We start from the raw sequence: 13,597 nt of genomic DNA, 5'->3' as shown, positions 1-13,597 counted from the left end.
CCCCCCCCCCCCCCCCCCGGGCCGGGGGTCAGATGCGGACGGGTTCGCGGTCGTGGTCCGGCGGCGGGGCGTTCCCGGCCGCCTGGGCCTCGATGTGCTTGTTGAGGCTGTCGCCTTCGACGTCGACGTTCGGCAGGATCCGGTCGAGCCACTTCGGCAGCCACCATGCGGACTTGCCGAGCAGCGCGAGCACCGCCGGGACGATCGCCATGCGGACCACGAACGCGTCGAACAGCACCGCCGCGGCGAGTCCGAGGCCGATCATCTTGATCATCGCGTCCGATGCTCCGATGAACCCGGCGAACACCGCGATCATGATGATCGCCGCGGCGGTCACGACGCGTGCGCCGTGCCGGAAGCCGCTGACGACGGCTTCGCGTGGGCTCTGGCCGTGCACGAAGGCTTCGCGCATACCGGTGACGAGGAAGACCTCGTAGTCCATCGCGAGACCGAACACCACACCGACCAGGAAGATCGGCATCATGCTCATGATCGGGCCGGTGGTCTCCACCCCGAGCAGCCCGCCGAGCCAGCCCCACTGGAAGACCGCGACGACTGCACCGAGCGCCGCGAGGACCGACAGGAGGAACCCGAGCGCGGCCTTGAGCGGCACCAGGATCGACCGGAACACCGCGATGAGCAGCAGGAACGCCAGGCCGACGACGAGGATCAGGTACGGGATCAGCGCGTCGTTGAGCTTCTGCGAGAAGTCGATGGCCAGTGCCGGGGAGCCGCCGACGAGTGTTTCGGCGCCGGTCTCCGCGCGGACGTCCTTCAGCACGTCGCGGATGTCGTGCACGACGTCCTTGGTCTTGGGGTCGCTCGGGTTGGTCGCCGGCGTCACCATGACCGTGGCCAGGTCGCCGGCCTCGTTGAACCCGGCCTCCCCGACCTTGGCGACGCTCGGCTTCAGCCCGGCGACGCGTTCGCGGACGGTGTCCACGGCCGCCTGGCCGTCGCTGACCCCCGCGGTGTCCACGACCAGCATCAGCGGGCCGTTGAAGCCCGGGCCGAAGCTGTCGGAGAGGATGTCGTACGCCCGGCGCTGCGTCGTGTCGGTCGACTTGGCGCCGTCGTCCGGAAGCCCGAGGTCCATGCTCGCCACCGGTACGGCGACCACGCCCAGCCCGATCACCGACGCGGCCAGCACCATCACCGGGCGGCGGAGGACGAAGCGGGCCCAGCGCGAACCCATGTTCGGCTTCTCCGGGGCGCGCTCCGCGGGCTGCTGCGCGAGGCGCTTGCGGTGCTTGCGGCCGAAGATGCGCTTTCCGGCGAAGCCGAGGAGGACCGGCACGAAGGTGAGCGCGACGAGGACCGCGATGACGACTGTGAACGCCGCCGCCAGGCCCATCTCGGTGAGCATCGGGATGTTCACCACGGCCAGGCCGGCGAGTGCGATGACCACGGTGAGGCCGGCGAAGACCACCGCGGAGCCCGCGGTGCCGACCGCGCGTCCGGCGGCTTCCTCCGGCTCGCGGCCCAGCCTCAGTTCGTTGCGGTAGCGGGAGACGATGAACAGCGCGTAGTCGATGCCGACCGCGAGGCCGATCATCATCGCCAGCGTGGACGTGGACTCCGACAGGTCGAAGATGCCGGCCACCGCGGTGATGCCGGCGATGCCGATGCCGACGCCGAGGATCGCGGTCAGCAGCGGGAGCCCGGCGGCGATCATGGCGCCGAAGGTGATCGCGAGGACCACCGCGGCGATCGCGATGCCGATGATCTCGCCGTTGCCGACGCTCATCTCGGCTTCGAGCGCGTCACCGCCGACCTCGACGGTCAGCCCGGCGGCCTCTCCCTGGTCGACGGCCGCTTCGAGGGTGTCCCGCGTGGAGTCCTGGAGCACGTCCGCGCCGACCAGGTACTCGACCGTCGTGTACGCGACGGATCCGTCGTCGCTGACCGTCGCCGGGGAGAAGGGGTCGGAGATGGAGGCGATCTCCGGGGTGCCGTCCAGCGCTGTGATGGTCTTCTCGACGGCTGCCCTGTTGTGCGGCGCGTCGATCCGCAGGCCGTCCTCGGTCTCGAAGACGACGCGTGCGACGGCACCGCCGCCGCCTGAGTCGGGGCTGCGCTCGTCGAGGAGGTCTATCGCCTTCTGTGCCTCGATGCCGGGAATCGAGAAGGGCTTCGTGGCGGGTTTCGACGCGGTGGCCGCTCCCACTCCGACGGCGACGAGAACCGCCAACCAGATGAGGAGGAACAAGCGCCTTCGGCGGAACGCCGTCCGCCCGAGTCGGTACAGGAAGGTGGCCATGAAACGGGACTCCGGGTCGGTCGAGGGCTGAAAAGGACGTGCGGGACCGGCCCCGGGCAGGCATCACCTGCCGGGCGGAACGCGGAGGTCGGCGCACCGGGCACAAGTTCGGAGCACGCCGAGGACAGAGACGGGACGGACAGTCGGGCTACCGCGGGCCGTGAGCCGCCCGTTCAGCGGCGTGGCGCGGCGTACGGCGACCCGCATGGCACGGGTGCGGTGGTCCGCACCGGCGCGCCGAGACGTGGATCACGCAATCAGGCGGAACAGCGTCTGCGGCGCGACCGGGCATACGACGGACGCCGGCCGCAGGCCGGACGGGCGTCGATGGTGCCGAATCGACCGGACGGCTGGTGCATACTGCGGATCTCCTGGCATTTCCTGGCTGACGGTGTGTCAGCACAAGCACGAACAAGTGTCTGCAAGCACGAACAATGCTCTGACTATGAAAAGTATGGCTGCCGACACTCCGCGTTAAGTCCTCCACAGGGCCCGAAGTCCCGTACTACGTGGGGCGTAGCGACCCTGAGTGCGCACTACCGCGTGTGCACCTGCCGTTTACTTCCTGCCAGGGACCTCCCGTGCGGGACGCGACATCTCTCGTCAACATCCCGCCCCCGACCCGCCGATATCCCGCTGTCACCGCCCTCTCCCCGAACTACGCGGCAGCCGTCACGCGAGGACGCCCAGGCGCAGGCGCCGCAGGCGTTCGGGGTCGGCGATCACGTCGTACGCGGCGATCCGGTCGCCCTCGATCGTGAACGTGACGGCGAACACAAGGCGGCCGTGCGGGGCCACGACAAGTCCCACCGAGCCGTCCACCAGCGCGAGTTCGGCGGCCTGGGACCTGGTCGCGAGCGCGACGGTGCCCTGCGCGACCGCCCGCGCGCCCCGGACCTCGGCGGCACCGCCCGGCGGCAGCGCGGCGGGATCGGCACGGCGCACGACGTCGGTCGCGAGCACGGCGAGAACCGCGGCGAGGTCGCCTGCCCGCGCCGCGGCCAGGAAGGCCTCGACGACCGCACGGTGCCGGGCGAGCTCGGCGGTGGGGACCACCGGCGTTCCCTGGACCTTGTGGCGGGCCCGGCTGGCGAGTTTCTTCGCGGCGGCGGGCGAGCGCTCGACGAGCGGAGCGATTTGGTCGAACGGCACGGCGAACATGTCGTGCAGGACGAACGCGACGCGTTCGGCGGGGGTGAGTGTGTCCAGCACCACGAGCAGCGCGCGGCTCACCGCATCGGCCAGCAGCGCCTGGTCCTCGGGACCGCCCGTGCGGCCGGTGTCGGGGACTTGGTCGAACTCGTCGGAGTCAGCCGGATCCTCGCGGCGCGACCTGCGGGAGCGCAGCATGTCGAGGCAGATGCGCGTCACGACGGTGCGCAGCCAGCCGGGCAGGTTGTCGACGCTGTCGGCGTGGGACCGGCCGAGGCGGATCCACGCCTCCTGGACGGCGTCCTCGGCCTCCTCCCGGGAGCCGAGCATGCGGTAGGCGACCGCGCGCAGTCCGTCGCGGTGCGCCTCGAAGAGTTCCGCCAGTCGGTCGCGGTCGTTGCTCGCGTTCACCGGTCACCTTTTCTCGTCGTGCTCCGTCACCGGTGATGACGAACGCGGAGTTGTCGACGTGACGGGAGAGTCCATGACCAGCTTGCTTCATCTCGATTCCAGTGCCGACCGCTCGGGTGGCTCGGTCAGCAGGCGGTTGACCGCGTTGTTCGCGCGGACGTGGCAGTCCGTGCACGGGACCTCCGGGTACCGCTACCGCGACCTGGCCGCCGATCCGGTGGCACCGCTGGAGAGCGGCTACTGCTCGCTCGGCCGGCGGCTGGAGCGCCGGGGCCTCGTCGCCCCCTCCGGGGTGGGCGCGCTGACCGAGGGAGCGGAGGAGGCCGGGGCATGGGCGGCGACGCTGCCGCTGGTCAACGAACTCCTCGAAGCAGACACGGTGTTGATCGGGACGCCGATGTACAACTTCTCGGTGCCCGCGGCGTTGAAGGCGTGGATCGACCGCATCGGGTTCCCCGGCGCGTACGTCGATCCCGAGACCGGGGAGAGCCTGCTGCGCGGGACGCGGCTCGTCGTGGTCGCCTCGCGCGGCGGTGCGTACGGTCGCGGCACGCCGCGCGAGGCATGGGACTACCAAATCCCTTATTTGCGCGCCTTTTTCGGTGACCGTGGGGTGGCCGAGGAGAACATGCGGTTCGTCACCGCGGAGATGACGATGGCCGAACTCGTCCCGCATCTGGCCCGGTTCCGGCCGGTGGCCGCGGACTCGCTGGCTCAGGCGCGTGCGGCGGTGGTGGCTCTGGCGACCGAAGCTCTGCCGTCTGCAACGGAGTTGCTCCCAGACGGCCACGCGGGGAAAGCGCGGGAGAACGGCCGTCGGGACGCCTGACTCCCGTCTGAACCGGCGACGGTTCCCGGCCCGCGGGCCACCGCGGCGGTGGTCACGAAAGGTTCGCGATCCGTTTCGCGTCTCGTTCGCGTCATACGGACATGACGCCGCTTCGCCGGGGCAAGATGGCGCAGGATTGTTGCCCCGTTCACCACGGCGCGGATGAGGCCGACGAGCGAAGGGAAGGCCGGGATGGCCGAGACGAAGACGGATACCGGTACGACGCGCGGCACCGCCCCCGCTGCGTCAGCGGGCGGGGAAGTCGCCGTCGTGGACGAATCGTCCGCGCTCGCCACCGCCGCACCACTCGCCGTGGCCGCCGAGCGTGGCCACACCCGGATCGCCGACAATGTCGTGGCGAAGATCGCCGGGCCGGCGGCGCGCGGCACCGATGGCGTGCACGCGCTCGGCCGCGGCACGGCGCGCGCGTTCGGCGCGGTCCGCGAACGCATCCCCGGCGCCAAGCCGAACGTCGCGCAGGGCGTGAGCGTCGAGGTCGGCGCACGGCAGTGCGCGGTCGACCTGGCGCTGGTCGTGGAGTACGGCGTGCCGATCGCCGAACTGGCCGCCGAGGTGCGGGACAACGTCATCACTGCGCTGGAGCGCATGACCGGGCTGGAGGTCGTCGCGGTCGACATCGCCGTCGACGACATCCACATCCCCCACGACGACCACGACGAACGCCGCGTGGAGTAGAGGCTCTCCGTGTGCTGCCCGCATCCGGCGTGACGCCTGTCACGCCGGATGCCACAGGGCGCCCGACCTGCGCCCGAACCGTTGCGCGATGGGCGCGGGCGCGCATAACGTCCTTGGCGACCGCCGCGCCGCCGCAGGCGCCCGAGAGCACCGGGAGCACCACAGTGGGTGTCCACGACTACGAGATCACCGCCGCCGACGGCACGAAGGGTTCGCTGCGCGATTACGACGGCAAGGTGCTGCTCATCGTCAACGTCGCCAGCAAGTGCGGGCTGACCCCGCAGTACGAGGGCCTGGAGGCGCTGCACCGGGCGACGAAGGACCGCGGGGTGCAGGTTCTCGGCTTCCCGTGCAACCAGTTCGCCGGCCAGGAGCCGGGCACGAACGAGGAGATCCAGGACTTCTGCTCGACCACATACGGGGTGACGTTCCCGGTACTGGCCAAGGTCGACGTCAACGGCTCGGACGCGGACCCGCTGTTCGTCCACCTGCGCAGCAAGGCCCCGGGCAACTTCGGCCCGGACAACGGCTTCTTGTTCGAGCACGTGAAGAAGACCCGCCCCGAGGCGATCGGCACGGACGAGGTGAAGTGGAACTTCACGAAGTTCCTGGTCGGGCGCGACGGCGCGGTTCTGCGGCGGTACGAGCCGACCGTCACGCCGGAGGAAATCCAGGCGGATCTGGACGAGTTGCTCTCCTGAGCCGGGCGGTATCGCGCGGAAGGGAATCGTCGGCGGGGCGGTGCCCTGGCGGCTCGGAGCCGAGGAGCGGCGTGCGCGATGGTTCCGGATTCGCCGCTCGCGGGGCCTCGTTGCGGCCTGCCAAGGTCCACGACCTGCGTGCGGCCGAGATGCCGGAGGTGCTGCGGTACGGTGCCTGCGATCTGCTGGTCGTCTCCGGTCTCCCCGGTGCGGGCAAGAGCACGCTGATGTCCCGGAGTGCGCGGGTGCCGCTGATCGACTCGCAGCATGTCCGCGCGAAGTTCCAGGCGCGGCTTCCCTCCTGGATGCCTTATCCGGTGTTCCGGCCGTGCGTCCGCGCCGCGCACTATGTGCGTTTGTTCCGCGCCGTGCGCGCGGGCGGTCCGTTGGTGGTCCAGGACTGCGGGACGGTGCCGGGGGTCCGGTCGTGGATCGCGCGGACGGCTCGGCGCCAGGGCCGGGGCGTCCACCTGCTGTTCATCGACGCCGACCCGCTCGACGCCCGGGCCGGGCAGTTCGCGCGCGGACGGGCCTTATCTCCCGGGCAGTTCGATCGGCACCGCGTTATCGCGCGGCGCGCCCGGGAGTTCCTGTCGCAGGCGTCCGCGCCGCCGCGCGGCTGGAGTTCGGTGGTGCTGCTCAGTCGCGCCGGGGCGCGGGAGATCGTGGAGATCGCTTTCGGGGACGCGCCCGGCGCGACGAAGTGACGTGCCGGGAAAGTTCGTACGACGAAGGCCGGCGCAGCGGAATGCATCGGGCATTCGGTGGCGAATTTCCCGTATGACGCTCGCGAATGTCACTCATTCGGCGCACGTGCGTCCATTTGCGTGACGACCCTGCCTCAACCGTGCGCACAATGCGCACATGTCCGATGACGCTCGGGAACTCCCGGACCATCCGCTGTCGGTGCATGTCACACTGCCGGCGCATCCGGTGGCCGCTGCGCAGGAAGCCGACGCGGTTGACGCGGCCCGCCGCTTCGGGCACTTCGTCATCCGCGGGCCGGTGTTCGGGCTCGGCGCCCGGCACGCCGGGGAGCGTGGCTGGCGGGTGCTGACGCCGATCACCGACGGGTGCGCGCAGGAGGCGCGCGACAGCCTCAACTCCCGCCTGTGGTTCCGGGCCAAGGACGGCACCGACGACCCGGTGGCGCGACGCGAGTTGCTGGCCGCGGTCGCCCGCCTGGAGACCGAGCGTGTGGACGAACTGACCGTGCTCGGCACGCAGTACCGCGTCGTGCGCGGCGACGAGTTCGCGTACATGGACGACGCGGGGCTCGAACGTCCGCGTCCCACCGACCCCGAACCTCCCGAGATCTCGTGGGACTTGCACACCCACGGCCCGGAACTCGACACGGGATTCGTGATCGACCACGCCACGCCGATCACCCCCATGCAGGGCGCCGAACGCGCGGCGATGCGCACGCTGCACTACCGGGCGCCGAGTTACCCCGTCGATGTGCGCGCCGATTCCGCCCGCGCGCTGAGCAGGCATCCCGGGGTAGTCCTGCTGCCGCCGGCGTTCTGTGTCGTGGAGGAGACCGACAACGGGTGGGAGCCGGTCGGTCCGCTCAAGTCCACCCCGCACGGGGCACGTCGGACGCTGGACTACCTGCTGACCGAGGCATGGCCGAAAATGCGCGAGATCACCGGTGCGGAACACGCCCGGCACCTCGACGCCGCCGCCCGGTTCCGGGCCGCGGGGCGGGCGAACCGCCTCGACGTCGACGGGCGTCGCTACCGGATCGCCCGCATCAGCCGCCTGGTCCGCGTCGGTCCGAACGGGCCGGAGATGCCGCGGCCGTCGGACTACGACCCGTACCCGCCCATCAAAATGCATCCGACGATGGACGAGTACGGCACGATCACCCATGAAGGAGAGAAGCAGGGTGATTAGGCGCCAAAGCGACCCTCTGTGGTTGTTTCGGCGCCTTCGTCGTTTGCTCGATATGAGCCTGATATATGGGCTATTGCCTGATTCCGGGACGCCGTTCACGCGGTTGCTCCCGACGAATGACGAGTTTCGACAGGGCGATCGGGCCTGCACCTCCTGACGGGGCCCGGCGATCTGCGCGGCGACGAGACGCTGACGCGCCGTCATCACCCGCTGCCCACTTGCTTTTCCTCGCCGCCGCGCGGCCAGCCGACCGGCGTGGAAGCACCGTAACCGACTGCCCCGCCCCCCGAAGCGGCCCCGGATGCAACCCTCGGACGGCGGCCAACTGCCGCATATAGTCGGTCAACTGATGATTTGTTGGCGACAGTTCGACCGGAACACCGGGAAAAATCCCGATAAAAGGCAGTCAGCCGCCTCTCTTCGTGATCACCGTCACGTTTACACGAACCCTGCCTACACGGATGATTTGCATGGCACGATCACGCCTGGGGAGCGTCTGCGAAGACGGTGTTGACGTGTTATTTCCGGAAGGGGTGCTTGGGGGCGCCGCTTGCGCGAACTACCTCTGCGGTCATGCTCTCCTGCCTCTTTCGGGAAAGGGAAACGGTCGCGTCAAGCATGGGCAGTCGCTCAAGTGCCGGAGAAATGGACAGCACATCTTCCGGGCCGACGGACGCGCCCGACCTGCCGGTTGACGACGCGTGGTTTCGTCCCGGTTTCTCCAAGGTGACACGTGTCGACAGTCCGTCCGAGGACACGTCCACAGCCATCCTCGTCCGCCGGGACATCGCCGCCACCGCCGAACTTGAGGCGTTCAAGCCCCTCGTGCCCGCGATCGACGCGCCTGGGCCCGACGCGTCCCCGGACGACTCGGCGTCCGCGTCCGGCCGTCGAGGCGGGCGGCACGCGCCGCGCAAGGCCGAGCCGTTCCGGCTCAAGACGAAGCGCCGGCGGCGGCGCTCGCTGGCGGAAGTCGACGTCGCGGACATGCGCATCACCGCGCTGGTGCCGGCGCACAACGAAGAGGACCAGATAGGCGACACGATCGATTCGCTGCTGGCGCAGATACGCCCGCCCGAGCGCATCATCGTGATCGCCGACAACTGCTCGGACCGTACCGTCGAGATCGCGCATTCCAAGGGTGTCGAGGTCTACGAGACCGTCGACAACAAGCACAAGAAGGCCGGCGGTCTCAACCAGGTCCTGGACCGCGTGCTGCCGAGGATGGGCCCGCTCGACGCGGTGTTGGTCATGGACGCCGACTCCACCCTCGGCCCGGAATTCCTCAGCCACGGCCTCGAACGCCTGGCGACGGGCCTGTGGGGCGGCGTGGGCGGCACGTTCACCGGCAAGCCGGGCGGCGGATTCGTCGGCATGCTGCAACGCAACGAATACGCCCGCTACGTCCGGGACGTGCAGCGCCTCCAGGGCAAGGCGCTCGTCCTCACCGGCACCGCGACGCTGTTCCGCGCCATCGCGCTCCAAGAGGTCGTCGAGGCCCGCCGCACCCGCGAACTGCCGGGCCAACCACAGGTGTACGACACCCGCGTCCTCACCGAGGACAACGAACTCACGCTCGCCATCCTGCACTTGGGACTGCGGATCATCTGCCCGCCCAAGTGCACGCTGGAGACCGAGGTGATGCTGACCTGGCGGGATCTGTTCAACCAGAGGCTGCGGTGGAAGCGCGGTGCTCTGGAGAACCTCTCCGACTACGGCTGGACGCGCGTCACGCGGGGCTACTGGGGACGCCAACTGCTGTCCCTGATCGGCCTGTTGGTGATCATCATCTACCTGTCGTCGCTGTTGATCGCGTTCGTCGCGACGGGGCGCGTCAACGTGCAGCCGGTGTGGATGATCGTCACCGCCATCTTCTCGCTCGAACGCGCGGTCACCGTACGCAGCCGCGGCCCGCTCCAAATGTTTCTCGGCGCGACCATCGTCGTCGAGATGGCCTTCGACCTGTTCCTCCAAGCGGCCCAGGCGAAGGCGTTCTGGGATGCCATGCGCAAGAAAGAAAGGAAGTGGTGACGTTGTACAACGTGAGCACAGGGGCCGCCGCGGCCGGAACCGGAGGCGTTCTCGCCGCTACCGGTGCCGTCAACATGATGTGGGCCCTGGTCGCCGCGTTCACGCTGTTCAGCGCCGGACTCGCCCTCAAGCGGATCCTGCCTGCGCGGACGCGCTGACGCTCGGTCCGGACCGGCCCCGCGCGTCCCGGCCGTGCGGGCCGGTCCGGCTCCGCCTGCACCTCACAAACTCCCGCAGGCCCGAAGATTCCCCCACTGCGCGCCTCGTCCGCGCCGGACCAGATCAGGATGCGATGTCACTCACCAGCCGCCGCCTCCGGCGGTCCGCAATAGTGCCGCGCCGGCGTACCGTCCGCCGTCTCACCGCGCAACTGGCCGCGCTCGCCGCGGCCTTCGGGCTGCTGGCCGCCGGCCCCGCCGCACCACGGGCGGCCGCCGCCGAGCAGTGCGCCAACGGCTACGTCGCGATCACCTTCGACGACGGGCCGACCGCGATGACGCCCGACTACGTGCAGGCGCTGCACGACGCGGGCTGGGTTCGCGCCACGTTCTTCCTGACCGGCGCCCACGCGCAGGAATACCCGCAGTACGTGGACCTGTTGGCGCAGAACGGCCACTGGATCGCCAACCACAGCTACTCGCATCCGTTCCTGGACGAGCTGGGCGAACCCGACCTGTTCAACGAACTGCTCGGCACCAACCAGATCCTGCTGGCCCAGACGGGCACCGCCCCGACGCTGTTCCGCCCGCCGTACGGCCGCACCAACGCCCAGGTGCGGCAGGACGCCACCACCCTCGGCATGACCGAAGTGCTGTGGACCGCCGACTCGTTCGACTACAACGGCGTCAGCGCGCAGGAGATCGCCGACAACGCGCTCCAGGTGCAGTCGGGCGGCATCATCCTGCTGCACGAGGGCTACGCGACGACGCTCGCCGCGATCCCGCTCATCGTGAACGGTCTCGCCGAACGCGGCCTGTGCGCCGGGAAGATCGTCCCGACGGACACCCCCGTCGAGGCCTGGCCCGGAACGACCTACTACGCGACGGCCGCCCACTGGTAGGCCACAGCCCGGTAACCGACGGCCGGACGCGTGAACCGCGTCCGGCCGTCGGTGTTTTGCGCGGGAACCCGCCGAAGTCCCGTCAGGCGACCGCTTCTTCACCGACCAGCGTGGTGCGGTGCATGAGGCGCGGGGAGGTGGGCTGGTACGGCAGAGCGCGGTGCAGCATCCCGGTGTTGTCCCAGATCACGAGGTCACCGGGGGTCCAGTGGTGGCGCAGCGTGAAGCGCGGCTGCGTCGACCATTCCAGGAGGCGGTCCAGCAGCGCGCGGCTTTCGTCGGCGGGCATGCCCACGACGTGGTCCGCGGTCGCGCCGACCAGGAGCGACCGGCGGCCGTTGCCGCGCGTCCACACCATCGGGTGCTCGCGGGACGGGACGCGCTTCCACGCCTCGCGCTGCTTCTCGGTGGGGTTGGGGTACACGAGGATCTGGGTGGCCGCCAGGCTGTGCACGACCCGCATGCGGGCGTACTCCTCGCGTTCCTTCTCCGGCAGCGCGGCGTATGCGGCGTACATGTTGGCGAACTCGGTGTCGCCGCCCTCGTCGGAGACCTGACGGGCCACCAGGAGCGTGGCGAACTGCGGGATCGTGTCGTTGGCGCCGTCCATGTGCCAGTAGAACGTGCCCTGTTGGTAGGTCGCGAGCTCGCTCTTGGCGGGGTCCAGGCTGATCTTCTGGACCTCGGGGTGGTCGTCGGTGCCGCCCCGGGGCGGGACGACGACGTTGCCGAGTTGGCGGCTGAGGGTGACGAGGTCGGCGTCGGAGATGTTCGCCTCGCGGATGATCAGCACGCCGTACCTGTCCAGAGCCGCGCGCACCTGGGCGGCGGCCTCCGGCTCGATGAGCCGGCTTCCCGTCAAGCCGGTCGCCTGACCGCCGATCTCGGGGCTGATGGGAGTGAAGTCGATGGCCATGTGATCCGTTCCTCCGGTGGTCGGGGCGGGTTGGCGGTGCGCGGCGCGGCGGCCGGGGCGGTCAGGCGCCGGTCACGCCGGGGAAGTTCGGGTCCGCGGGGAGGTCGTCGTCGAGCTCGACGTCGAAGGAGCGCAGGAGCCAGGCGAGGGTCTCGTACGCCCCGGCGGTGAAGACGATGTCCATGAGCTGCTGCGTGTCGAATTCGCCGGACAGGACCTTCCAGGTCTCCTCGCCGATCCGGCCGTCGTGCACCAGGTCGTCCATCGCGCGCAGCAGCGCCGCCTCGGCCGGCTCCCATCCGGGCGCGTCCGGGCCCGCGGCGACGCGCTGGATCTCCTCGTCGGTCAAGCCGACGTCGCGGCCCATGACGACGTGCTGGGCCCACTCGTAGGCGCAGCTGCGCAGCGTGGCGACGCGCAGGACGATGAGTTCGCGCTGCCGCAGCGACAGCGAGGTGGCCATCATGATGTGGCCGTTGAAGGTGAAGAACGCCTTGGACAACGCCGGGTAGTGGGCGTAGATCCCCAGGACGTTGAGGCCCTTCGGGCGCCCCTTGGTCTCCGGCCGCGGGTGCCTGGGCTCCGCGGGCACCATGGCCGCCAGCGCACCCCGCATCTCCGCGGGCCACTCGCGGACGGGGATGGGTTCGATGCGTGTCATGGAGGTGGCTCCTTCGGTGTCGCGGACCGGTCGCGGAGGCTGCGCGGTCGGTTGGCGCTCGATCGCCGGGCGCTCTGCGGTCGGTGCCGAGTCGGTCGGCACCGATCGGGTGGTGCTCCGAGGCGGTGGCCCCGGTGTGGCGCGCGGCCCGCGCCTTGCCGGCGCCGCGCTCCCTTGCCTTTAGTCAATCGCCTAAGGTGTGATTTAGTCATATGACTAACACCCCGGGGCGCGGCGGGTCAAGGCGTGTACATTGACCGCGTGCCTCCGACCAGCGGACCCCACTGTTCCGACCGCATGCGGGAGGCACCATGAGCGGATCGAATCCGGCGAAAGCCGGGGAATCCGGCGCGCGCAAGGCGCTGCTCGACGCCGCGATGCGGCTGATGGTCGAGGAGGGGTACGCGGCCGTCAGCACGCGCAAGGTCGCCGCCAAGGCCGGCGTCAACCACGCGCTCGTCTACTACTACTTCCGCACGATGGACGAACTGTTCCTGGCCGTCTTCCGGCGCGGCGCGGAGGCGAACCTGCGGCGCCTGGAACGCGCCCGGTCGAGCGGCCACCCGCTGCGGGCGATGTGGGCCGTCGTCACCGATCCGCAGGGCTCCGCGTTGACCCAGGAGTTCATCGCACTCGCCAACCACCGCGAGGCGCTGCGCGACGAACTGGCCACGTACGCGCACCGGTTCCGGCGCATGCAGATCGAGATGATCGAGGAGTTCCTGAAGGTGCGCGGCGTCGACACCGGCGGTTTGTCGCCGACCGCGCTGACCATCCTCATGGGCGGCCTGCCGCGCATCCTGGCCATGGACGACGTCCTGGGCCTGACGGAGGGGCACGACGAGGTGCTGGCACTCGTCGACGCGTACCTGGCACGTTTCGACGGCCCGCTGACGGCCGGCGAGCAGGTCGCGGCACCCGATGCCGCTCCGAGCACCTGAGCCGGCCTCGGGCACACGACGGCAGCGCGGGCGCCGCGGCGCA

Annotated in this window: 13 protein-coding genes; 9 read left to right on the top strand and 4 right to left on the bottom strand. The window is 70.1% G+C overall.

Annotated features, from left to right (window positions below; all coding sequences use genetic code 11):
- Positions 1–28: 28 nt before the first annotated feature.
- Together ACRX5W_RS29640 and ACRX5W_RS29635 are read right to left on the bottom strand one after the other, a co-directional pair.
- The gene (locus ACRX5W_RS29640) at positions 29–2,260 is read right to left on the bottom strand and encodes an MMPL family transporter (RefSeq protein WP_436791444.1); all 2,232 of its coding nucleotides are present in this window, start codon (positions 2,258–2,260) and stop codon (positions 29–31) included.
- A 672-nt stretch (positions 2,261–2,932) separates the two neighbouring features.
- On the bottom strand, positions 2,933–3,823 hold the full coding sequence (locus tag ACRX5W_RS29635; RefSeq protein WP_436791443.1) for a sigma-70 family RNA polymerase sigma factor: 891 nt from the start codon (positions 3,821–3,823) through the stop codon (positions 2,933–2,935).
- A gap of 73 nt (positions 3,824–3,896) precedes the next feature.
- Here ACRX5W_RS29635 and ACRX5W_RS29630 point away from each other — a divergent pair, with 73 nt between their 5' ends.
- The 8 genes from ACRX5W_RS29630 (at position 3,897) to ACRX5W_RS29595 (ending at position 11,036) form a co-directional block, all read left to right on the top strand.
- The gene (locus tag ACRX5W_RS29630) at positions 3,897–4,652 is read left to right on the top strand and encodes an FMN-dependent NADH-azoreductase (RefSeq protein ID WP_436791442.1); all 756 of its coding nucleotides are present in this window, start codon (positions 3,897–3,899) and stop codon (positions 4,650–4,652) included.
- A gap of 192 nt (positions 4,653–4,844) precedes the next feature.
- Positions 4,845–5,348 carry an Asp23/Gls24 family envelope stress response protein gene (locus ACRX5W_RS29625; protein ID WP_436791441.1) on the top strand — a complete coding sequence of 168 codons (504 nt, stop codon included), beginning with the start codon at positions 4,845–4,847 and terminating at the stop codon, positions 5,346–5,348.
- 164 nt (positions 5,349–5,512) lie between these two features.
- On the top strand, positions 5,513–6,049 hold the full coding sequence (locus ACRX5W_RS29620; protein WP_436791471.1) for a glutathione peroxidase: 537 nt from the start codon (positions 5,513–5,515) through the stop codon (positions 6,047–6,049).
- Between the two features lie 71 nt (positions 6,050–6,120).
- Positions 6,121–6,756 carry an AAA family ATPase gene (locus ACRX5W_RS29615; RefSeq protein WP_436791440.1) on the top strand — a complete coding sequence of 212 codons (636 nt, stop codon included), beginning with the start codon at positions 6,121–6,123 and terminating at the stop codon, positions 6,754–6,756.
- 157 nt (positions 6,757–6,913) lie between these two features.
- On the top strand, positions 6,914–7,945 hold the full coding sequence (locus ACRX5W_RS29610) for a DUF5954 family protein (RefSeq protein WP_436791439.1): 1,032 nt from the start codon (positions 6,914–6,916) through the stop codon (positions 7,943–7,945).
- Between the two features lie 645 nt (positions 7,946–8,590).
- Entirely contained in the window at positions 8,591–9,976 is a 1,386-nt protein-coding gene (locus ACRX5W_RS29605; protein WP_436791438.1) for a glycosyltransferase family 2 protein, read from the top strand.
- Positions 9,973–10,134 (top strand): hypothetical protein, encoded by a 162-nt coding sequence (locus tag ACRX5W_RS29600; protein WP_436791437.1) that lies wholly within the window; start codon positions 9,973–9,975, stop codon positions 10,132–10,134. Before ACRX5W_RS29605 ends, ACRX5W_RS29600 begins: the two co-directional genes overlap by 4 nt.
- Positions 10,135–10,268: 134 nt before the next feature.
- Entirely contained in the window at positions 10,269–11,036 is a 768-nt protein-coding gene (locus tag ACRX5W_RS29595; protein ID WP_436791436.1) for a polysaccharide deacetylase family protein, read from the top strand.
- Between the two features lie 82 nt (positions 11,037–11,118).
- Here the strand turns inward: ACRX5W_RS29595 and ACRX5W_RS29590 are convergent, their stop codons facing one another.
- Together ACRX5W_RS29590 and ACRX5W_RS29585 are read right to left on the bottom strand one after the other, a co-directional pair.
- A complete protein-coding gene (locus ACRX5W_RS29590; RefSeq protein WP_436791435.1) occupies positions 11,119–11,952 on the bottom strand; it encodes a TauD/TfdA dioxygenase family protein in 834 nt (277 codons plus the stop codon).
- 61 nt (positions 11,953–12,013) lie between these two features.
- Positions 12,014–12,613, bottom strand: coding sequence for a carboxymuconolactone decarboxylase family protein (locus tag ACRX5W_RS29585; RefSeq protein WP_436791434.1), 600 nt, complete (start codon positions 12,611–12,613; stop codon positions 12,014–12,016).
- A gap of 311 nt (positions 12,614–12,924) precedes the next feature.
- Between ACRX5W_RS29585 and ACRX5W_RS29580 the strand changes: the two genes are divergently transcribed.
- Positions 12,925–13,554 (top strand): TetR/AcrR family transcriptional regulator, encoded by a 630-nt coding sequence (locus ACRX5W_RS29580; protein WP_436791433.1) that lies wholly within the window; start codon positions 12,925–12,927, stop codon positions 13,552–13,554.
- Positions 13,555–13,597 lie beyond the last annotated feature (43 nt).

The sequence above is a fragment of the Yinghuangia sp. YIM S10712 genome (assembly GCF_051388935.1).
Taxonomy (GTDB): Bacteria; Actinomycetota; Actinomycetes; order Streptomycetales; family Streptomycetaceae; genus Yinghuangia.
This window is presented reverse-complemented; position numbering and strand designations above follow the sequence as displayed.